Source organism: Pseudomonas sp. HN2-3, assembly GCF_020691745.1.
In the GTDB taxonomy this organism is placed as follows: domain Bacteria; phylum Pseudomonadota; class Gammaproteobacteria; order Pseudomonadales; family Pseudomonadaceae; genus Aquipseudomonas; species Aquipseudomonas capeferrum.
Map to the genome: position 1 here is coordinate 1,418,274 of NZ_CP085704.1, position 21,986 is coordinate 1,440,259.

Annotated in this window: 18 protein-coding genes; 14 read left to right on the forward strand and 4 right to left on the reverse strand. The window is 60.4% G+C overall.

Features of this window, described 5'->3' with window-relative positions:
• The first annotated feature begins 5 nt into the window (after positions 1-5).
• The 12 genes from LJX93_RS06465 to LJX93_RS06520 all read left to right on the forward strand — a co-directional run bounded on the left by LJX93_RS06465 (position 6) and on the right by LJX93_RS06520 (position 14,125).
• A complete protein-coding gene (locus LJX93_RS06465) occupies positions 6-2,213 on the forward strand; it encodes a bifunctional prephenate dehydrogenase/3-phosphoshikimate 1-carboxyvinyltransferase (protein ID WP_047581803.1) in 2,208 nt (735 codons plus the stop codon).
• Positions 2,210-2,896, forward strand: a complete 687-nt coding sequence (gene cmk / locus LJX93_RS06470; RefSeq protein ID WP_033700694.1) for a (d)CMP kinase — start codon at positions 2,210-2,212, stop codon at positions 2,894-2,896. Before LJX93_RS06465 ends, cmk begins: the two co-directional genes overlap by 4 nt.
• Before the next feature lie 124 nt (positions 2,897-3,020).
• Complete coding sequence (rpsA, locus tag LJX93_RS06475) at positions 3,021-4,697, forward strand: 30S ribosomal protein S1 (RefSeq protein ID WP_003252673.1); 1,677 nt, start codon at positions 3,021-3,023, stop codon at positions 4,695-4,697.
• A 287-nt stretch (positions 4,698-4,984) separates the two neighbouring features.
• On the forward strand, positions 4,985-5,281 hold the full coding sequence (ihfB, locus tag LJX93_RS06480; protein WP_003252675.1) for an integration host factor subunit beta: 297 nt from the start codon (positions 4,985-4,987) through the stop codon (positions 5,279-5,281).
• A gap of 19 nt (positions 5,282-5,300) precedes the next feature.
• Positions 5,301-5,564: a lipopolysaccharide assembly protein LapA domain-containing protein gene (locus LJX93_RS06485; RefSeq protein WP_033700693.1), complete on the forward strand. Its 264-nt coding sequence runs from the start codon at positions 5,301-5,303 to the stop codon at positions 5,562-5,564.
• Positions 5,565-5,666: 102 nt separating this feature from the next.
• Positions 5,667-7,094, forward strand: a complete 1,428-nt coding sequence (locus tag LJX93_RS06490) for an MBL fold metallo-hydrolase RNA specificity domain-containing protein (protein ID WP_227696854.1) — start codon at positions 5,667-5,669, stop codon at positions 7,092-7,094.
• Between the two features lie 516 nt (positions 7,095-7,610).
• Positions 7,611-8,870 carry a glycosyltransferase family 4 protein gene (locus tag LJX93_RS06495; RefSeq protein ID WP_227696855.1) on the forward strand — a complete coding sequence of 420 codons (1,260 nt, stop codon included), beginning with the start codon at positions 7,611-7,613 and terminating at the stop codon, positions 8,868-8,870.
• On the forward strand, positions 8,867-9,727 hold the full coding sequence (locus LJX93_RS06500; RefSeq protein ID WP_033700691.1) for a dTDP-4-dehydrorhamnose reductase family protein: 861 nt from the start codon (positions 8,867-8,869) through the stop codon (positions 9,725-9,727). The genes LJX93_RS06495 and LJX93_RS06500 overlap by 4 nt, the downstream gene beginning before the upstream one ends.
• 21 nt (positions 9,728-9,748) lie before the next feature.
• Positions 9,749-10,759, forward strand: coding sequence for a polysaccharide biosynthesis protein (locus LJX93_RS06505; protein WP_033700690.1), 1,011 nt, complete (start codon positions 9,749-9,751; stop codon positions 10,757-10,759).
• Complete coding sequence (wecB, locus tag LJX93_RS06510) at positions 10,752-11,876, forward strand: non-hydrolyzing UDP-N-acetylglucosamine 2-epimerase (protein WP_033700689.1); 1,125 nt, start codon at positions 10,752-10,754, stop codon at positions 11,874-11,876. The genes LJX93_RS06505 and wecB overlap by 8 nt, the downstream gene beginning before the upstream one ends.
• A gap of 195 nt (positions 11,877-12,071) precedes the next feature.
• A complete protein-coding gene (locus tag LJX93_RS06515; RefSeq protein WP_033700687.1) occupies positions 12,072-12,998 on the forward strand; it encodes an NAD-dependent epimerase/dehydratase family protein in 927 nt (308 codons plus the stop codon).
• Positions 12,995-14,125 (forward strand): glycosyltransferase, encoded by a 1,131-nt coding sequence (locus LJX93_RS06520; protein ID WP_227696856.1) that lies wholly within the window; start codon positions 12,995-12,997, stop codon positions 14,123-14,125. The genes LJX93_RS06515 and LJX93_RS06520 overlap by 4 nt, the downstream gene beginning before the upstream one ends.
• A 48-nt stretch (positions 14,126-14,173) precedes the next feature.
• On the opposite strand, the gene LJX93_RS06525 is transcribed toward LJX93_RS06520, so the two are convergent.
• The 4 genes from LJX93_RS06525 to LJX93_RS06540 all read right to left on the reverse strand — a co-directional run bounded on the left by LJX93_RS06525 (position 14,174) and on the right by LJX93_RS06540 (position 19,677).
• Positions 14,174-15,478 carry a hypothetical protein gene (locus LJX93_RS06525; RefSeq protein ID WP_227696857.1) on the reverse strand — a complete coding sequence of 435 codons (1,305 nt, stop codon included), beginning with the start codon at positions 15,476-15,478 and terminating at the stop codon, positions 14,174-14,176.
• 250 nt (positions 15,479-15,728) lie between these two features.
• A complete protein-coding gene (locus LJX93_RS06530; RefSeq protein WP_227696859.1) occupies positions 15,729-17,348 on the reverse strand; it encodes a hypothetical protein in 1,620 nt (539 codons plus the stop codon).
• A 60-nt stretch (positions 17,349-17,408) separates the two neighbouring features.
• Positions 17,409-18,314: a glycosyltransferase gene (locus LJX93_RS06535; protein WP_033700682.1), complete on the reverse strand. Its 906-nt coding sequence runs from the start codon at positions 18,312-18,314 to the stop codon at positions 17,409-17,411.
• Positions 18,301-19,677, reverse strand: a complete 1,377-nt coding sequence (locus LJX93_RS06540) for a lipopolysaccharide biosynthesis protein (protein ID WP_047581772.1) — start codon at positions 19,675-19,677, stop codon at positions 18,301-18,303. The genes LJX93_RS06535 and LJX93_RS06540 overlap by 14 nt, the downstream gene beginning before the upstream one ends.
• A 300-nt stretch (positions 19,678-19,977) precedes the next feature.
• On the opposite strand from LJX93_RS06540, the gene LJX93_RS06545 reads away from it, so the two are divergent.
• Entirely contained in the window at positions 19,978-20,940 is a 963-nt protein-coding gene (locus tag LJX93_RS06545) for an NAD-dependent epimerase/dehydratase family protein (RefSeq protein WP_084213291.1), read from the forward strand.
• Entirely contained in the window at positions 20,937-21,950 is a 1,014-nt protein-coding gene (locus LJX93_RS06550; protein WP_047581776.1) for an MraY family glycosyltransferase, read from the forward strand. The genes LJX93_RS06545 and LJX93_RS06550 overlap by 4 nt, the downstream gene beginning before the upstream one ends.
• Positions 21,951-21,986 lie beyond the last annotated feature (36 nt).

Consider the following 21,986-nt stretch of genomic DNA (forward strand, 5'->3'; position numbering starts at 1 on the left):
CGCCAATCATCGGGCGCCTGGTCGTCGTAGGCCTGGGCCTGATCGGCGGCTCCTTCGCCAAGGGCCTGCGCGAAAGCGGCCTGTGTCGCGAAGTGGTCGGCGTCGACCTGGATGCCCCCTCGCGCAAGCAGGCCGTGGCCCTGGGCGTGGTCGACCGCTGCGAAGAAGACCTCGCCGCCGCTTGTGTCGGCGCCGACGTCATCCAGTTGGCAGTCCCCATCCTGGCCATGGAAAAGCTCCTCGCGCGCCTGGCCCCGCTCGACCTTGGCAACGCCGTGATCACTGACGTCGGCAGCGCCAAGGGCAATGTGGTTCGCGCCGCGCGCCAGGTGCTGGGTGAGCGGCTGTCGCGCTTCGTCCCCGGCCACCCGATCGCTGGGTCCGAGCAAAGCGGGGTAGAGGCCTCCAATGCCACCCTGTTCCGCCGCCACAAAGTCATCCTCACGCCGCTGCCGGAAACCGACCCGGACGCCCTGGCCAAGGTCGACCGCCTGTGGCGCGCACTGGATGCCGATGTCGAACACATGCCGGTCGAGCGCCATGACGAAGTGCTGGCTGCCACCAGCCATCTGCCGCACCTGCTGGCCTTCGGCCTGGTCGATTCGCTGGCCAAGCGCAATGAAAACCTCGAGATCTTCCGGTACGCTGCGGGGGGCTTTCGCGATTTCACGAGAATCGCTGGCAGCGACCCGACCATGTGGCACGACATCTTCCTCGCCAACCGCGAAGCTGTCCTGCGCACGCTTGATACATATCGCAGCGATCTCGACGCCTTGCGCGACGCGATCGATGCAGGGGACGGGCATCAGTTGCTGGGTGTATTCACCCGCGCACGTGTTGCCCGCGAGCATTTCAGTAAAATCCTGGCCCGCCGGGCCTATGTGGACGCTATGAACGCCAACGATCTGATTTTCCTGGCCCAACCGGGTGGCCGCCTGTCCGGACGAATCCGCGTACCGGGCGACAAGTCGATTTCCCACCGCTCGATCATGCTCGGCTCGCTGGCCGAAGGCACGACCGAGGTCGAAGGCTTCCTCGAAGGTGAGGATGCGCTGGCGACCTTGCAGGCCTTCCGTGACATGGGTGTGGTCATCGAAGGCCCGAACCAGGGTCGCGTGACCATCCACGGCGTCGGCCTGCACGGCCTCAAGGCGCCACCCGGGCCAATCTACGTGGGCAACTCCGGCACCTCGATGCGCCTGTTGTCCGGCCTGCTGGCCGGCCAGGCGTTCGACGTGACCATGACCGGTGATGCCTCGCTGTCCAAGCGCCCGATGAACCGGGTGGCCAACCCCCTGCGTGAAATGGGCGCAGTGGTCGAGACCGGCCCCGAAGGCCGTCCACCGCTGACCATTCGTGGTGGCCACAAGCTCAAGGCGCTCACCTACACGCTGCCGATGGCCAGTGCGCAGGTTAAATCGTGCCTGCTGCTGGCCGGCTTGTACGCCGAAGGCAAGACCACCGTCACCGAGCCTGCGCCGACCCGTGACCACACCGAGCGCATGCTGCGTGGCTTTGGTTATGCGGTGCAGACCAATGGCCCGGTGGCGTCGCTGCAGTCCGGCGGCAAGCTCACTGCAACCCGCATCGAAGTGCCTGCCGATATCTCGTCGGCGGCGTTCTTCCTGGTCGCGGCCTCGATCGCCCAGGGCTCGGAGCTGGTGCTCGAGCATGTCGGCATCAACCCGACTCGTACCGGTGTAATCGACATCCTGCGCCTGATGGGCGGCGATATCACCCTGGAGAACCAGCGTGAAGTCGGCGGCGAGCCGGTGGCCGACCTGCGCGTGCGCGGCGCCCAGCTGAAAGGTATCGACATCCCTGAAAACCTGGTGCCATTGGCCATCGACGAGTTCCCGGTGTTGTTCGTTGCCGCTGCCTGCGCCGAAGGGCGCACCGTGCTGCGCGGTGCCGAAGAGCTGCGGGTCAAGGAATCCGACCGCATCCAAGTGATGGCCGACGGCCTGATCAGCCTGGGCGTGAAGTGCGAGCCGACCCCGGATGGCATCATCATCGACGGCGGCCAGATTGGCGGCGGTGAAGTGCACGGCCACGGTGACCACCGTATCGCCATGGCCTTCAGCGTTGCCTCGCTGCGCGCCAGTGCGCCGATCCGTATCCATGACTGCGCCAACGTCGCCACCTCGTTCCCCAACTTCCTGGCGCTGTGTGCCGAAGTCGGCATTCGTGTGGCTGAAGAGGGCAAGTCGTGAACACCCAGGCGCCAGTCATCACCATCGACGGGCCAAGCGGTTCGGGGAAAGGCACAGTTGCCGGGCTGCTGGCCCGCGAGCTGGGCTGGCGGCTGCTGGACTCCGGCGCGCTGTACCGTCTGCTGGCCTTCAACGCGAGCAACCACGGTGTCGACCTGACCAACGAAGAGCTGCTCAAGCAGCTTGCCGCCCATCTGGATGTGCAGTTCATCGCGGCCGAGCCCGGTAAGCTGCAACAGATCATCCTCGAGGGTGAGGACGTCAGTAACGTCATCCGCACCGAAACCGTCGGTGCGGGCGCCTCGATGGTGGCTTCGCTGCCCGCCGTGCGCGATGCCTTGCTGATGCGCCAGCGCGCATTCCAGGAAGCTCCAGGCCTGATTGCCGACGGGCGTGACATGGGCACCGTGGTGTTCCCGGATGCGCCATTGAAGGTCTTTCTCACCGCTAGCGCGGAGGAGAGGGCACGTCGCCGTTACCTGCAGTTGAAGGGCAAGGGCGAAGATGTTAGTCTGTCGAGTCTGCTGGATGAGATTCGTGCACGCGATGAGCGTGACACCCAACGTGCAGTGGCCCCGCTGAAACCAGCGGCCGATGCCATTCAGTTGGACTCCACCGAGTTGTCTATCGAGCAGGTGTTGCAACGTATCAGGAGTGAGATCGCACTGCGCGACCTTCACTGATCGCCAGGAGAGCAGGCAGGTGCACCAGTCAACGTCCTGCCCGCTTTCCTTTTAAATAACGAAACCCACATTGTCTGGAATGTGGCGATGGGCGTCTGTTTCGCCCGAATCTACAGGAATTAAAATGAGCGAAAGCTTTGCAGAACTCTTTGAAGAAAGCCTGAAAACCCTCAATCTTCAGCCGGGTGCGATCATCACCGGTATCGTTGTCGACATCGACGGCGACTGGGTTACCGTACACGCTGGCCTGAAGTCCGAGGGCGTCATCCCGCTCGAGCAGTTCTACAACGAAGCTGGCGAGCTGACCATCAAGGTCGGTGACGAAGTTCACGTTGCGCTGGACGCGGTCGAAGACGGCTTTGGCGAAACCAAACTGTCCCGTGAAAAAGCCAAGCGCGCCGAGTGCTGGATTGTTCTGGAAGCAGCTTTCGCCGCCGAAGAAGTGGTCAAGGGCGTTATCAACGGTAAGGTTAAGGGCGGCTTCACTGTCGACGTTAACGGCATCCGTGCGTTCCTGCCGGGCTCCCTGGTTGATGTCCGCCCTGTGCGCGACACCACCCACCTGGAAGGCAAAGAGCTGGAATTCAAGGTCATCAAGCTGGACCAGAAGCGCAACAACGTTGTCGTTTCCCGTCGCAGCGTGCTGGAAGCCGAGAACAGCGCCGAGCGCGAAGCCCTGCTGGAGACCCTGCAGGAAGGCCAACAAGTCAAAGGTATCGTCAAGAACCTCACCGACTACGGCGCCTTCGTGGACCTGGGCGGTATCGACGGCCTGCTGCACATCACCGACATGGCCTGGAAGCGCATCAAGCATCCTTCCGAAATCGTTAACGTTGGCGACGAAGTCGACGTTCGCGTTCTGAAGTTCGACCGTGAGCGCAATCGCGTTTCGCTGGGTCTGAAGCAGATGGGCGAAGATCCGTGGGTTGCTATCACTGCCCGCTACCCAGAAGGTACTCGCGTACAAGCTCGCGTTACCAACCTGACCGACTACGGCTGCTTCGCTGAGCTGGAAGAAGGCGTTGAAGGTCTGGTACACGTTTCCGAAATGGACTGGACCAACAAGAACATCCACCCGTCGAAAGTCGTTCAGGTTGGCGACGAAGTGGAAGTCATGGTTCTGGACATCGACGAAGAGCGTCGTCGTATCTCCCTGGGCATCAAGCAGTGCAAGTCCAACCCATGGGAAGACTTCTCCGGCCAGTTCAACAAGGGTGACAAGATCACCGGTACCATCAAGTCGATCACCGACTTCGGTATCTTCATTGGTCTGGACGGCGGCATCGACGGCCTGGTTCACCTGTCCGACATCTCCTGGAACGAAACCGGCGAAGAAGCCGTACGTCGTTTCAAGAAGGGCGACGAGCTGGAAACCGTCATCCTGTCGGTCGATCCAGAGCGCGAGCGCATCTCCCTGGGCATCAAGCAGCTGGAAGACGATCCGTTCTCCAACTTCGTTGCTGTCAATGACAAGGGCGCTATCGTCAAGGGCATCGTGAAAGAAGTTGACGCCAAAGGCGCCATCGTCACCCTGGCCGACGACATCGAAGCCACTCTGAAAGCTTCCGAAATCAGCCGTGACCGCGTTGAAGATGCGCGTAACGTTCTGAAAGAAGGCGAAGAGATCGAAGCCAAGATCATCAGCGTTGACCGCAAGTCCCGCGTTATCAGCCTGTCGATCAAATCGAAAGACGACGCTGAAGAGCGTGAAGCCATCCAGAGCCTGAAAAACGCTCCGGAAGCGGCTGCCGACACCACCATGGCTGCGCTGCTGCGCGAAGCAATGGCCAAGCAGAACTAAGTTCTGTTTGATCGGTAAAAAGGGCGACCCTCGGGTCGCCCTTTTTTTTGCGTTTGCGTGGGCTTTTTGGTGTTTGCCTTTAGTTTTGGGGCGCCTGGACGATCGAGCGCCGCGTCACCGTAAATCCACCGCAGAACACCCATAGGCCCTTGCCGGCTAGACCATTCTTGTAAAACTTCAATCTTGATTTTTTTTATTAAGTCAATAACCGCCCTGTTCAAATCCTTCCCGGCGTGCTACAAACTGGATAAGCAATGATCTAGCTGCTTGATAACGAAGGGAAAAATATGACGAAGTCGGAGCTGATCGAACGTATTGTCACCCATCAGGGGCTGCTCTCCTCGAAGGATGTGGAGCTAGCCATCAAGACCATGCTTGAGCAGATGTCACAATGCCTGGCCACAGGCGATCGCATCGAGATTCGCGGATTCGGCAGCTTCTCGCTGCACTATCGTGCGCCCCGTGTCGGCCGCAACCCCAAGACCGGCCAGTCGGTCAGCCTCGAAGGCAAATTCGTGCCGCACTTCAAGCCCGGCAAAGAGCTGCGTGATCGGGTCAATGAAGAAGACGAGGCTGAAGCCTGATCAACCAAGGAGCAATCTGATGCGGAACCTCAAGCGCGCCCTCGCGGCGGTGTTCGTGCTGTTGTTGGCGGCTGTGGTGCTGTTCTTCGTGCTGGAGAATCAGCAGGCGGTCTCGCTGGTCCTGTTCGGCTGGGCGGCACCGGCCGTGCCGGTTGCGGTGCTGGTGCTTGCGGCCCTTGTCATTGGTTTGGCGGTTGGGCCATTGCTGGGCGCCTACGGCGTACAGCGCAGCAAGCGCAAGATTCGCGCTTCTGCCCGTGAGGCGGCGCTAAGCGGTAACTAAGGAAATCTCTTACGCATACTTGGGGCGTTTCCTCTATGCCTGAAACGGCTGTCGTGAAGTAATAGCGGACTTCATTGTCGGCCCAGGCGAGTACGCGGCAGCATGGAATTCCCCGTCCTTTCTCATCATGGCGGCACCCGAGGTGTCACCGGTTCTTGTCACCAGCTTCACCTTGACCACGGTGTCAGCCTGCTGATCGATTGTGGTCTGGAGCAAGGTGCCGATGCATCGCCGGGCGCAGAGTCCGCACCCCTTGGTTTCGACGTGGGTAGCGTCCAGGCGCTGATCCTCACCCACGTGCACATCGACCATGTCGGCCGTATTCCGGCGCTACTGGCAGCCGGCTACCGAGGCCCCATTCTCTGTAGCGAACCTTCTGCAAAGCTTCTTCCGCTGGTATTGGAGGATGCGTACAGGTTGAGCATCAGTCGTGAACCGGTACACGTGGCACATTATCTCGACATCCTCGATGAGCTGATCATATCGGTGCCGTTCGGGCATTGGCATGATGTTGCCGTTCGCGCTGGTGTCGAATGCCGCATCCGCTTGCAGCGTGCTGGCCACCTGCTGGGCTCTGCCTATGTAGAGTGCGATGTGCGCTTGGTTGAGGGTGATAGTCGTTGGGTGTTCTCGGGGGATCTGGGCAGCGGTCGTAATCCCATGTTGCGCCCTGTGCAGCCGCCAGAACGTGCCGACGTGCTCGTACTCGAAAGCACCTATGGTGACCGTCTGCACCCGCAGCGCAGCAATCGCCGGCGCCAGTTGGAAGCCGCCATCGATCATGCGCTGGCAGACCGCGGAACCCTGCTTATCCCCGCATTCAGTCTCGGCCGGACCCAGGAGTTGCTGTACGAGATCGAGGACATCCTGCATCACAAGTCATTGCTGTCTGATACGGCAGCATCCGCGCGCGATGGCCTCGATTGGTCACAGTTGCCCGTCATTCTCGACTCGCCCCTGGCGCAGCGCATCACCAGCGCCTACCGTGAACTGCACGATTACTGGAGCGCCGAGGCCAGGGGGCGAGTGGGTGAGGGGCGCAATCCGCTGGGGTTCGACCAACTCGTTGCCGTTGATACCCATGCCCGGCACCAACAGGTGGTCAATTACCTCAAAAGTACGGGCCGTCCAGCGATCGTGCTTGCGGGTAATGGCATGTGCTCGGGCGGCCGTATCGTCAACTACCTGAAGGCGATGCTGGAAGACCCGCGGCATGAGGTGCTTTTTGTTGGCTATCAAGCAAAAGGCACGCCTGGCGCCGCCATACAGGCAAGCGAAGGCAAACAGGGCTTGGTGCAGATTGATCTGGACGGGCAGGGGTATGAGATACGTGCGAAGGTGATGACCGTCGAAGGCTACTCGGGGCATGCCGACCAGGCGGGGCTGGTGCGGTTCGCTTCGCAAGGCGCGCAGCCGGCCAGCCATGTGGTGCTGGTTCACGGTGAGCAGGCGGCAAAAAAAACCTTGGGCAAGGCTATTGAAGCGCAATTCAAACAGCAGGGATGTACGGTAACGGTCAGCGTTCCTTGAGCGGCCGATCCATGCAGAGGCAGGTTGGCAATTTCGCCAAATGGGGATCTATCTCCACGTTATGCGATGAAATGCTACGTACTATCCGATGGATGGCGGCTTTTTTTCGCGTGTGTGTGGAACTTGCAATCGCAAATGAGAGACTTACCGTGGGTGTTGCGCCAAGGGGTTGAAGCCGCTGGCGCAGGGTAGTAGCTTGATGGCCGTGTGTTGGCATGGGTTGCAGCAAAACATTAGCAAGCTACAGTTTATTAATTGATGGCCAAAGGATGGCGATCCTTGGGTAACTACAATAACATGCGTCAACATCGGGAAGTGGCTAGGGCAATAGTAGTGGGTTGCTTGTCTTCTGGTATTCCGGCGGTCGTGGAATGGCAGTGGATTAGTGGTGATGGCGCAATGACTCTATTCCGCAGGCCAGCGCTTGCCATCTGGTAGCTTCCGCGCCCGCTACCGCGAGGGTTCAGGGCACTTCATGCAGCACCGATACCGCCACGCCCAGAAGGATAAGTCAGTGTGACGCAAGCCCCTTTGAAAATTGCTGTGGTCAGCCAGTATTTCTACCCTGAGAACTTCATCATCAATGATATCGTTCGGGAGTTGAGTGCGCTGGGCGTGCATGTCGAAGTGTTCACGGGCAAACCTAACTATCCAGGTGGAGAGGTTTTCCCAGGTTATACCGCCAATGATCCTGTCGAAGATCGCTTCGCCGACACGGTTACAGTTCACCGTGCGCCCCTGCGGCCGCGCAAGCACGGTGGCGCGAAAAACCTCATCCTTAATTACCTGTCGTTTGTTGCCAATGGTGTCAAGTATTTCAGGCGCCACGCAAAGCGCAGCAAGTTCGATATCTATTTCGTCTTTGCGCCGTCACCGATCATTTCCGTCATCCCTGCCCTAGCGATGAAGCGCGTACACCGCGCGCCGGTTTTTCTGTGGGTTCAGGATCTGTGGCCAGAAAGCCTGGAAGCTACCGGCTTCGTGCGTAACAAGTTCCTTCTGTCCATTGTCGGGCTGCTGGTGCGCGGGCTGTACTGGGCGGTCGATGTGTTATTAGTACAGTCGCGGGCGTTCATCGAGCCGGTCAAGCGCTATGCGCGGGCAGACAAGATCAACTATTACCCCAATTCTTACCTGCAGCAAGACGAGTCTGGCGAAGTCAGCCCCTTGCCCGAATCGCTGACGGCGCTGCTGCGAGCGCATTTCTGCGTCGTCTTTGCCGGCAACCTTGGCAGTGCCCAGGGGTTGTCAACCGTCATCGAAGCCGCACGTACCCTGCAGGCCGAGCAGTCGCAAGCCAGAATCGTGATGGTAGGCACGGGTAGCAAGGCCGTATGGCTGAGCGAAGAAAAACACAAGTGGGGGCTGGATAACCTGATCATCACCGGGGCCTACCCGCGGTCGGCAATGGCTGAACTCTTCGCGCTCAGTTCGGCGTTGCTGGTTACACTCAAGCGTGATGAGATTTTCAGTTTTACAATTCCAAGCAAGGTGCAGGCTTATCTGGCAGCCGGCCGGCCGATCATTGGTTGCCTGGACGGGGAGGGTGCCCGCGTGATCAACGACGCTGGCGCCGGTATAACCTGCCCGGCGCAAGACGGTGCCGGGCTCGCAGCCTGCATACAGACGATGCAGACGATGCCCATGGAGCGGCGCGAGCAGATGGGCGCCAAGGCACGTGCCTACTTCTTGAAACATTTCGAACTCAGGGCGCAGTGCAAGACACTGGTGCGAATGTTCGAACAACGGATTGAACAGGACAAGACGACGCGATGAACATATTGGTATTGGGTGTCTCGGGCATGTTGGGGAGCGCCGTCTTCCGGTATTTCTCGGCGAATTCGCAACATCGTGTATTGGGCACCCTGCGGTCCTCGTCCGCGCTCAGGTATTTCACGCCGCAACAGTCAGAGTGCCTGTTGACCGGGGTCGACGTGCTCGATGCCGACGCGCTGATGGCGGCGTTTGCCAAAGCGCGCCCCGACGTGGTGATCAACTGCGTGGGCCTGATCAAGCAACTGGCCGATGCCAAGGACCCGCTGACCGCCTTGCCCATCAACGCCATGCTGCCTCATCGGCTGGCAACCTTGTGTCGGGTAGCGGGCGCGCGCCTGATCCATGTCAGCACCGACTGTGTGTTTTCAGGTACCAAGGGCATGTACCGTGAGCAGGATGAGTCTGATTGCACCGACCTGTACGGTAAATCCAAGTTCATCGGCGAACTGCATGACCTGGACGATGCGGTGACGCTGCGCACTTCGATCATTGGCCATGAATTGCAGAGCAACGCCTCGCTGGTTGACTGGTTCCTGTCCCAGCAAGGCAGCGTCAAAGGTTTCAACAAAGCGATCTTCTCTGGGCTGCCGACTGCCGAGCTGGCCCGGGTCATGCTGGAGTACGTGATTCCAAACCCCGCCTTGAAGGGGCTTTATCACGTCTCGGCCGAGCCTATCGACAAATATGAGCTGCTCAAGCAAGTGGCGCAGGTATACGGCAAGGACATCCAGATCGTGCCGGATGACAAGCTGGTGATCGACCGCTCGCTGGACTCCTCGCGCTTTCGCGCCGATGCCGGGTACCAGCCGCCAACCTGGCCGGCGCTCATAGAATTCATGCACGCACAGCGTCAATAACGTATTACAAGGAGCGCACACGTGTTCGATAACAAAATTCTAATGATCACCGGTGGTACCGGCTCTTTCGGCAATACGGTACTCAAGCGTTTTTTAAACACCAGGGTCAAGGAAATCCGCGTCTTCAGCCGTGACGAGAAGAAGCAGGAAGACATGCGTATCGCCCTGGGTAATGACAAGGTGAAGTTCTACATCGGCGACGTGCGCGACTATCAAAGTGTTGCCGAGGCGATGGTCGGGGTCGACTACATCTTCCATGCCGCAGCGCTCAAGCAAGTGCCGTCCTGCGAGTTCTACCCCATGGAAGCGGTCAAGACCAATGTCATCGGCACCGAGAACGTGTTGAACGCGGCCATTGCCAACGGCGTGAAGCGCGTGGTGGTACTCAGTACCGACAAGGCGGTGTACCCGATCAATGCAATGGGCATTTCCAAGGCCATGGCCGAAAAGCTCATGGTCGCCAAGTCGCGGATGATCCCTCAGCAAGGCCCGGTGATTTGTGCGACCCGTTACGGCAACGTGATGGCTTCGCGTGGCTCGGTGATTCCGCTGTTCGTCGACCAGCTCAAGGCCGGTAACGAGTTGACGGTGACCGACCCGAACATGACGCGCTTCCTCATGTCGCTGGAAGACTCCGTCGACCTGGTGCTGCACGCATTCGAAAATGCCGAGCAGGGCGACATCTTCGTGCAGAAAGCGCCAGCGTCGACCGTCGCAGACCTGGCAGAAGCACTCAAGCAGCTGTTCAAGCGGGAAAACCCGGTAAAAGTGATCGGCACCCGCCATGGCGAGAAGCTCTATGAGTCGCTGATTTCCAGAGAAGAGATGGCCAAGGCCGATGACATGGGCCGTTACTACCGTATCCCTGCTGATAACCGCGACCTGAACTACAAGAAGTACTTTGTCGAAGGCGAGCAGCATATCTCCGAGCTGGATGACTACACCTCTCACAATACCGAGCGGCTTGATATCGAGGGCATCAAGGCCCTGCTGCTGAAACTCGACTACATCCAGGAAGAACTCAATGCTTAAGGTCATGACCCTGGTCGGTACTCGGCCCGAACTGATCAAGATGAGCCGCGTCATCGCTGAACTCGATGAGCAGGCTAACCACATCCTGGTGCACTCCGGGCAGAACTACGATTACGAGCTCAACCAGGTGTTCTTCGACGACCTGGGTATTCGCAAGCCGGACCACTTCCTGGGCGCCGTGGGTACGACGGCGGCCGGTACGATCGCCGAAGTGATTGCCAAGTCGGATGAAATCTTCGAGCTGGAAAAGCCCGATGCGCTGCTGCTTTACGGCGATACCAATACCTGCCTGGCGGTGATCGCCGCCAAGCGTCGCAAGATTCCTGTTTTCCATATGGAAGCGGGTAACCGCTGTTTCGATCAGCGCGTGCCGGAGGAGCTCAACCGCAAGGTGCTCGACCACCTCAGCGACATCAACATGGTACTGACCGAGCATGCCCGGCGTTACCTGTTGGATGAAGGTATTCGCCCGGAAACCATCATCAAGACCGGCTCGCACATGCAGGAAGTGCTCGACTACTACCGGCCGCGAATCGATGCCTCGACGGTGCTGGAGCGTGAGGCGCTGGAGGAGGGCAAGTACTTCATCGTCAGCACGCACCGCGAAGAGAACGTCGATACGCCGCAGAACTTGCGCGACCTGCTTGCCTCGTTGCGCGCGCTTGCCGATGCCTATGGCCATCCGATCATCGTCTCGACCCACCCACGCACCCGCAAACGCCTCGAAGACCTGGGCGAGAGCCTCGATCACCCGCTGATCCGCTTCGTCAAACCTTACGGCCTGCTGGACTACATCCGCCTGCAAATGGGTGCGTTGTGCGTGCTCTCCGACAGCGGGACCATTACCGAAGAGGCTTCGCTGCTCAATCTTCCAGCAGTGACCATTCGTAATGCCCATGAGCGGCCCGAAGGCATGGACGAAGGTACGCTGATTATGTGCGGCCTCACGCCGGATCGCGTACTGGATGCCGTTCGCGTGGTGATCAGCCAGCATGACCGCACCCATCGGGTGATGCCGGTTGTGCAGGACTACCTCGGCGGCCCGGTGTCCAAGCAGGTCGTGCGTATCGTCTACAGCTACACGGACTACATCAACCGCACGGTCTGGTCCAAGTAAAGCAACTCGCCAAGGCTGCCCGTCGGTTGATCGCGGGCAGCCCTGCATCTCTGCCGTGCCCAGCACCGGCATGCCCAGGCGTGCCGCCCCCCGCCCCCCGCAATGCCTGCCCCTCTGTTACGCGAGGCCCGGTGGTGCGACCGAGTGGGGCAAAGGCGACTGCCGAAACAGGCCGCATGGAGGATTGAACAGCACATGAACAAGCTGGTGGTTATTGGGGGAAGCGGCTTTGTCGGCCGGCACTTCCTGGATTCATGCAGTGCACTTCGTGACACCGAAGTCGTCTATGCGATTCACCGTACCGAACCTGACTGGTTGCGCGCCGCCAACGTGCGCATCGAACGGTTCGATGTGAATGACCCCGAATCGCTGGCGGTCATCCTGGCGCCCGGTTGTACCGTGATCAACCTGCTCAGGCCAGATGGCAGCGGCTGGTTCGAACCTGCCATCGTCAATGTGCTGAAAGCCTGTGAGCAAGTGCCGGTGAAGCGCTATGTGCATGTATCCAGTATCGATGTCTTCGGCGCTGCCCCGGACCCGGTGGTCGATGCCGCTACCCCGATCCAGCCCCGAACCCCCTACGAGCGCGAGCATGCCGCTGCCGAGACCTTGGTGCGGGCGGTGGCTGCCAGCCGTTTTGAAGTACTGGTGCTGCGCCTGGGTGCGGTGTTTGGCGATGGTGGGTTGAACATCGTGTCGTTCGTGCGTGAAGTTTCCAGTGCCCCGGCCTGGAAGCTGGGCTTGCGCCGGGTGCTGTACGGGCCGCGGCGGATGCACCTGGTCAGTGTCGAAAAGGTGGTGCAGACGTTGGTGTTCGTGGCGCAAGTGCCCGAGATACGTCAAGGCGAGGTGGTGCTGGTGACCGATGATGCGGCGGCCGAGAACAACTTCGGCTACCTGCAGGATGCCCTGCTGAAGGCATTCGGGCGACCATCGATCAGCTACCTGCCGCATGTGCCCCAGGCCCTGTTAGGGCTGCTGCTACGCCTGCGCAAGGTCAGCAATGCCAACCCCATGCGACGGTTCAGCGAAGCCCGGCTTGCCGAATGGCGGCAGCCCCCGACGGCAGACTTCAAGCAACAACTGCACCGCTACATTGCAGTGCTCAAGGAGTCGGCATGAAGGTACTGCTGGTCAACATTTCACTCGATGCCAAGCTGGGCGGTGGCACGGCCGAGCGTACCCGCCACCTGGCCACCCATCTGGCAAAGGCGGGGAGCGGTTGTGCAGCCATCGCCATGACCGGCAACTCTTGGCAGCGCGAGTTCGATGAGCACGGCGTGCAAAGCTACATCACCGGCCGTATCGGCCAGCACTTTCCCATCCCGTTGCTCAACCCCTGGCGTGCCTGGCGCCTGGTGCGCAATGCCGATGTGCTGCACATCATGGGTTACTGGAACCTGCTGAGCGTGGCCATGGGCCTGCTCGCGCTGTTCGCAAGGCGCCCCTACGTTTTGTGCCCGGCAGGGGAATTCGCTTCGGTGGGGGCGCCATCAACGATCAAGAAAGCCTTCCACTTGAGCGTCGGGCGCTGGTTGATCAAAGGCGCCTCGGGCTTCATCGCGATTACCGACCTGGAGCAGGGCGTGATTGCGCGGGTAGCTGACGTCCCTCAGGCCAGTGTGCCGGTGATCGGCAACGCCGTGGCCGAGCCAGGCGAGCAGCAGCAGGCACCCAGCATCGCTGTTCCAGACGAACCCTTCATTCTGTTCATGGGGCGGCTAGCCCCGGTCAAGGGGCCGGATTATCTGATTCAGGCCTACCTCGATACGCCGGCCGCGCAGCGGTACCCGCTGGTGATGGCCGGGCCGGATTTTGGCATGCAACAAGCTTTGCAGGCACAGGTGAGCGCGTCAGGGTTGGCCGAGCGGATCCACTTCATCGGTTTTCTGAATGAGGCGCAACGCACCCAGGTCTATCGCCAGGCGATGCTGCTGGTCATCCCGTCGCGCTCGGAAGCCATGTCGCTGGTTGCACTGGAGGCAGGCGTGGTCGGGCTGCCGGTACTGCTGACCGACACCTGCGGGTTCAACCAGGTCGAGGATGTACAGGGCGGCATGGTGGTTCCAGCCAGCGCTGACGGCATCGCTTCGGGGTTGCAACGGATGCTGGAAGATGAGGCTGAGCTCAAGGCCAAGGGCGCGCGGCTCAAAGCCTTCATCCTTGGGCATTACACCTGGTCGGCGACGGTTCAGGTCATGCTGCGTCGCTTCACCCAACTGCTGCGCAGTGGGTCGATGAAGGATTGAGGTTGCGCCGTGCCCGTAGCACGGGCTACGTGCACGGCGCCAGCGGCTTCAGGTAGCTGGCTGCTGCAGGTTCGATGCAGACTTGCGGCGCCCGGCCAGCGTCGAGCTGCAGATGAACATGGTGAAGGCATAGGGCATCCAGACGATGGGCCGCTGGTAGATGCTCAGCGCGAACAACGCGAAGAACAGCAACACCCACAACCGGCGCTTGGCATTATGCGTAATGGCCAAGGTCAGGCTTATCATGCTCAGGGCGAACAACAGCGACCCTATCAGGCCGAAGTCCGTGAGCAATCGCGTGACAACCTGGGACACCCCGCCATACACCACGCTGGAGTCAGCGCCCATGCCGAACAGCAGGGTTTTGGTGTCAGCATCGAAATAGCGCGCCAACAGTTTGTCCATTTCCGGCAGCGACCGGTTATTGAGGTACTGAGTCTGGCGAAGGTGCTGTTCTGGCTGCTGGGCTGCCGGCACTTGCGGCGTTGTCGCAGCATCACTGGCTGACCCGTTGGCGGAGTCGGCGGCGGGTGAGAACAGTAGATCCCCACTCTGAGTCACTGCTTTTTCATCGGCTGCCTGCGTGGCTGCCTGCGCGACAGGTGGCGGCGGTGCGCTGGGCTTGATGATGCCCAGCACCAGCAGGCCGAACAGGCCAAGCACGGCCAAGGGCAGCAACGTGATCGGTGAACGGGCCTGTACCAGGCGGAACAGGAAGCCCAGCGATGCCATGACGATAAAAGCCAGCGAGAACGACAGCACGCCGCCGACGAAAATGATCAGAAACGGGAAGGGCTTGAGGCGGAACCGGTTTCCTGCCAACAGGAAGGCGGCGAGGGTGCCGACCATGCCGGGTTCATCGTACATCGCGCACAGCCGATACAGTTCGCCTCCCCAGGGAAGCGACAGGTTGTTGCCCGACAACAGCAACGCACCCGGGGCATGCAGGTAGTACCCACCTGCTTCGGCCATTGTCGGGTTGAGCAGGGGCACGCGGTCCAGCGTAATGGGGATGTTGGCGATGGCGCACAGGGATACAACGATGCCGGGGATCAGGCTGATAGCAAAGATCCAGCCAAACCACTGCAGCACCTTGCCGCGTCGCTGGTCGGAAAACACACACAATGCCATCAGCGTTGGGAGTACGAAATACCAGCGTGTGGTGGTGCCGTCGATCTTGGGCAGCATGCTGATATAGACCACGAACAGGCAGATCAGGATGAACCCTGGCAGCTCGCGCCGGCGTGGCCGATCACCGAGCAGGAATGCAACGACGGCCAGGCAACCTGAGAGCAGCCCTGCAACCGCCATATGCCGCAACGAATACCAGAGAAAATACGGGTTCAGCGTCACCCATGCACACAGTGCAAAAAGCGGCGCTACGCATGCATCGAGGGACGGGGTCGCGCTGTAAGTCCTGATAGCTGCTGTCATCGTAGGGGATCTGCCTGATCACACCTGGGCATGCCGCTTGCTGGGTTCAGCAGCGGCATGTGCCTGGTCTGTAATAATGAGGGTTGACCTAACTGTGACAAAAGTTGAGCGAAAGTGTGCGCTACAAAACACGACGTTCGTCGGAATTTTCTTACAACTGCGACAGCGGCTAAGGGGTCGGTATGAGGGATGCCTGACCTGGCCGTGGCGCAGTCACCAGGATGCGTGCCAGATATAACCCTGCGATGAAACCCAGCAGTTCGATCAGGAAGAAGAACTGCACGCGAGGGAAGTTGGTTTGCACCACCAGATACGCCAACGCTACGCCTATGGTGGCTTGGGTGAAGATATTGCCGACCAGCTGGCTGGCCAGCCGTTCGGCCAGGGTGCCGACCAGGAACAACAACGCCAGGCCCCCTGCCAACAACGCAAGATTACCGCTGTAGAGCAGGATGGCAATCGGGCCCGGAATGGTCATGAAGGTGAAGTTTTCGAAGGTCTGGTACTGCGCATCCGACATCCGCTGGTAAATTGCCTGGGTGCCGCTTTCCGGGCGCTCGGCGAGGCTGCGGACAAACAGCGGCCAGCCGGTGTCCTCGTGGCTGACGACTGCCAGTACGCCTTCCAGGCCTACCCAACGGTCCACCACCAGCTTGCTCAGTTCCATGAGCATGCCTTTCCAGCGTTCGCGCTTGATCTGTGCTGTTTCTTCGGGTGGCATCACGGGCAGCGGTACTGCCTGGGTGGCGATGCGCAACAACGGCATGGCGGGGGCGAGCATGGCCGTGACGGCTTGGGCGGCGTCGGCGGGGACCAGGGTCATGCCGCCGAGCGCGAGGTTCGGTTGAGCGCTGGTTTGGTTGGCGGCGCTGGCCAGTAGCTGGCTGCTGACGGCAACCGGCGCCCCGACCGGCCTGGCCTGGGCGAACGAATGCAGGCGATCGGCGGAAACCAGCAGCAGCGAGGCCACGAACAGCGCTGCGGTGACGGCCAGGATCCTGACCCACTGGACCACGCGTAACGCCGTGACCAGCTCACGGCTGTGGGTAAGGTAGACCACGAACGGAGCCGCAACGTGGAGGATCATTTGCGCCCGGCTGCCCATGGAAACCGCCGTTATCGCGCCTTCCAGAATGAGGATGTAGAACAGCACCTCCAGCTTCATCCTGCGTGCCTGCACCAGCCAGTAACCCAGGGTGGCCAGAAGGATCAGGTTGCCCCAGGCGATCATGAACGATACCAGCACATAAACGACGCTGGGCAGCTTGAGGGCGGGTTCGGTGCCTACCTTGAGAATGGCGTACTTGAAGTTGAGTGCCAGCAGCAGGCCAGTCAGCGCGAACGCCAGCCACAGGGCAGGTACCAGCAGTGCCCGGGGCTTGTCGACAGAGATGGCCACCGGGGGCCGCTGGCGTGAGGCGATGGTTTGGCAGACCAGCAGTGTGGCGAAGGTGATGTTCAGCGCCATCAGCGCGGCGTCCCACAGCTGCGGCGAGTCGTCGAAGGCGCCTATCGGTTCGATGAACTGGGTATCCAGGATGAAGTGCAGCACCAGCTTTGCCCAGCAGCCAAGGATCAGAAAGGCCAGCAGGAAGAACGAAAAGAAGCTGGTGCGGTTGTTCAGCACGCTGCGCACCAGCAGCGCCGCCAGCGCGCCATTGAGCAACAGCGGCAGCAGCGAGGCAGGATAATTCAAGGCCGCCGCGACCGTGGCAATGGCCACGACCATCATCGCCGTGGCTTGCAGGTAGCGATTGCCCAGCAAGTGCCCTTGGACAGCTTGAATCATTGACGCACCCCGGTGTTGCTGTTCAGTTGAGTGTTGCGCTGACGCTGCCCTGGCCAAGGTTCAGGCTTTGGATTTAGGCCTGACGATAGTCAATACATAGCTGACCATCTTGCGTGACAGGAGCGAAGAAGGGTCGAGCAGGGCCGCCTTGCCCATGCGCGCCAGGAACAGCGTATAGCGGCCAGAGAAGCCGTGCATGAAGCCAGACAGCATCAGGGCATTGGCCAGCGCCTTGCGCTTCCAGCCCAGGATGGAGGGCGACAGCCCGCGCGTCTGGTATAGGCTGTTGATGACCCGAAGCGGCTCGTCGGAGCGTTCGGCGTTGCAAGGGTTGTAAGTGGTCGAGCCGGAATGGATGCGAAAATCTGCAAGCGGTGTCGGCACGCGGGTAAAAGGCCCGTGTTGGCAAAGACGCAGGAAGAAGTCCATGTCGGGGATGTTGCGCAGGCCAGTGTTCCAGCCGCCCACTTGCTCCCATACCGAACGGCGGAACAACGCCCCCGGCCCAGGCAGGCACTGGAAGTTGGCGATCAGCAGGCGCTCTTCATAATCAGGGGTGTGCACGGTGCGTACAGGTTTGGAGTCTTCGTCGATGACGCAGAAGTCCGGGTAGGCCAGCACCGCCTCGGGCGCTTGGGCCATGGCGGCGACAATGGCCTCGACCGCGCCCGGATGCAGCCGATCATCAGCGCTGAGGTAGCCCAGCAGCTCACCGCTGCTCTGTTGCCAGCCAAAGTTCATCGCTGCGCTCTGCCCGGCGTTGGCCTGCCGATAGCGAATGAAATTGCCCGGGTGCTGCTCGAGCAGGGCAGGGGTCTCGTCGCTCGAACCGTCGTCGACGACGATCAGCTCGACATGCGGATAGGTCTGCGCAAGCACACTGTCGATCGCATCCAGCACATAACGCCCAGTATTGTAGGTAGGAATGACGATCGAAACCTTGGGCTGTATGTTACTGGCGACCATGAGAGACCTTTCGACGGTAATAAAGGCGCACGAAACGGCGCAATGAAGTGTAATCCGCAGTGGTGTTCAGATTGAATATCCGCTTGACGCAATAGATTTGCGCCAGTGACTGGCAGACCCCGCCGAGGCTGTATACCACGGCTAATCCGATGATTCCATACAGCCACATCGCCAGTAGCCCGACGGCGATCATGCACGCGCCACTGACTACCGAAATGCGCATGGCGACATGTTGCTTCTGCAGCATCATCAGTACGAATCCGGCAGTGCCTGCGTAGGTCTGCGCCAGTTGCGACATGCCCAATATGGCGAAAATATAGTAAGCATCGGCATAGTCGCTGGACCATACGTGGGTCAGCAAGAACTGGCCGCACGCAATGAACAGCAGATAACCCACCAGGCCGAGCAGCGTCGCAGCACCGGCACCGACCCCCAGCACGCGTTGCAGGTAGCGCTTCTTGCCACGCACCCAGATGCGCCCGATCGACGGTGCTACCACGGTGTTGATCACTGCCAGCGGTATCAGTACCAGCGCCGCCAGGCGCGTGGCCAGGCCATAGATGGCCAGCCCTTCGGCATCGCCAAACCAGGCGATGATCCACAAGTCGGCCTGCGACATCACGAACAGCACCACGGTGGTGGTGAGGTTGGGACGGGTTTCCCGTAGCAGGGTGGCATAACCGATGTCTGTCGCGGGCTTGCTGGCGGCTTGCGCCCGATACCAGCGCCTGAGGCTGTAGGCACCCAGCAGCGCGGTACAACTGGCCCCCACTGCGCCCGCCAGGACCAGCATGTCGAGGTTGAGTTGCAGTTCGCCCCGCCAGGCAAGGATGACGGTCGCCGCACTGGCCACACTAGCCCCGGTGGTGAGGAAGCTGGCCTGTACGAAATGGCCAAGCGCCCGGTGCTGCTCGGACAGGATGGTGGTCATCGCGGCCAGGACCATGCTGATCGAGACCAGGGGGGCAATGGCGTGAAGCAGACGCAGCAAGTCGGCGCCTTCATAGCGCGAAAACACCTGCATGAAGAGGTTGAAGCCGATCGCCAGTGCCAGGGTGGAGAGTACGGCAATCAGCAGTGTACGGCGGATTACCTGCTTCACCTGCCCGCTATCGCGGTGCCCTTGGGCTGTGGAAATACAGGCTGGTGCGGTGATGCTCAAGCCCAGTTGCCCCACGGTGGCGAGGGCCGCGATCAGCGATTGGGCCAGAAAAAACACGCCTACCGAAGCCTGCGGCATGGTCAGCGGAATGATGATGCCGGTCAGGGCTCCCGCCCCAAGAAGCAGAAAACGGCCAAATATAGCGGCAATACTCGCGGCAATCGGGGAGGAGAGCGCGTTGGTGACTTTCCCTTTGGACATGAGTTCTTATTGGCACTTGAATGGGAGCAGGGATTCTGTTTTGTTTTGCAAACCCTGTCCATGGTCTGCAAGCAGCGAGCTTAGGGCACTTTGATATCGATTAGCCGATTTGTAGTTTTCTTTCAGATTCTTTAGGGTCGTGTGCATTGAGTCAGTTTGATGACGCGCAATAGGCTATTGTGTCGTCGTTCAAGGCTGGTTTTTGTCGGAAATTTCATCGCGTGATGCAGATGCCTTCCGTTGTCATGCGATCTATCCGATAGTAATAGCCAATAAACCAAAAAAAGCGATCAGGTGAGAATGAGAGTACTTTTGACTGGCGCGTCCGGCTTTGTGGGCGCAGCGGTGCTGCAGGCGCTCAGTCGCAACGCAAATGTCGAAACCGTCGTACCTTTGCGTTCACCCCTGCGCCATGTGCCTGCCGGGGTCATCACTTACCCCATTGGCGATCTCACAGACGACCAGACAGCCGAATTGCAGGCGCACAAGCCCGAGGTTGTCGTGCATTGCGCATCGCGGGTGCATGTCATGTCGGATACCGCCGTCGACCCGTTGGCCGAATTTCGCCGGATCAACGTCAACGGCACCCTGGCGTTAGCCCGTGCGGCGAGTGCTGCTGGTGCCCGACGTTTCGTCTTCGTCAGTTCGATCAAGGTCAATGGCGAGCAGACCGAACCCGGCAAAGCGTACACCGCAGACGACCTGCCACGCCCGGTCGACCCATATGGCGTCTCCAAGCACGAGGCAGAGCAGGGCTTGCTGGCGCTCGGCGCACAGACCGGCATGCAGATCGTCATCATTCGCCCTGTGCTGGTGTATGGCCCGGGCGTGAAGGCCAATTTCCTCAGCATGATGCGCTGGCTCGACCGTAGTGTGCCCTTGCCCTTTGGTGCCATCCACAACCGCCGCAGCCTGGTGGCGCTGGGCAACCTGGTCGACCTGGTGCTGACCTGCATCGACCACCCGGCAGCCGCTGACCAAGTGTTTCTGGTGAGCGACGGCGAAGACCTGTCCACCACCCAACTGCTCGGGCGCATGGCCCAGGCGTTGGGCAAGCCGGCACGTTTGCTGCCGGTGCCGGCCTGGGTGCTGAGCAGCGCTGCCAAAGCGTTGGGCAAGGCCGCGTTGTCGCAGCGCCTGTGTGGCTCATTGCAGGTGGACATCCGCAAGACCCGCGAATTACTCGGTTGGCAACCACCTGTGAGCGTGGATGCGGCACTTCTGGCAACTGCCAGGCACTATCAGGAAAACGACAAGAAATGATGCTTTTGTGGTCTCTTCCCGCTGTACTGGTGCTGTCCTTGTTGATGACCGCAGGCCTGCGCCGCTACGCCTTGGCACGCAGCGTCATCGACGTGCCCAATGCCCGCAGCTCGCATACCGTACCGACGCCCCGTGGCGGTGGTGTCGCCATTGTCCTGACCTTCCTGCTGGCCATCGTCGGGCTCATGCTGACCGGCGCCGAGGGCATCCACTCGCTCGTCGCGCTGGGCGGTGGGGGTGCCCTGATCGCGATCATCGGCTTCATGGATGACCACGGCCACATTGCCGCACGCTGGCGCCTGCTCGGGCATTTCGTCGCCGCAACCTGGATGCTGGCGTGGATGGGCGGGTTGCCACCGCTGGCACTGTTCGGCTGGGTGCTGGACCTGGGGTGGCTGGGCGGTGTGCTCGCTGCCGTATACCTGGTCTGGTTGCTCAACCTCTACAATTTCATGGACGGCATCGACGGCATCGCCAGTATCGAGGCCATTACCGTGTGCCTGGGCGCGGCGTCGCTATACTCTCTGACGGGCCTGGGCAGCCATGCCGTTCTGCCCTTGTTGCTGGCCGCTGCTGTCGCCGGGTTCCTGTTCTGGAATTTTCCCCCAGCAAAAATTTTCATGGGCGACGCAGGCAGCGGTTTCCTCGGTATCGTCCTCGGCGGCCTGTCGCTGCAAGCTGCCTGGGTTTCACCGCCGATGCTCTGGTGCTGGCTGATTCTGCTCGGCGTGTTCATTGTCGATGCGACCTACACCCTCGTCAGGCGCTTGTTGCGCGGCGACAAGGTCTATGAGGCTCATCGCAGCCATGCCTATCAGTTTGCTTCCAGGGAATTCGGCAAGCATCTGCCGGTCACACTCGCGGTTGCCGTGCTGAACCTGTGCTGGCTGCTGCCGATCGCGTTCTGTGTTGCAAAGCTTGGCCTGGATGGCGCCGTGGGCGTGGTGCTGGCCTATATCCCATTGATTGTGTTGGCGGTCCGCTTCCACGCAGGCGAATGTGAAGATTGACACTAAGGTAATGTGAGCAACTCGATGTCAGGGAAT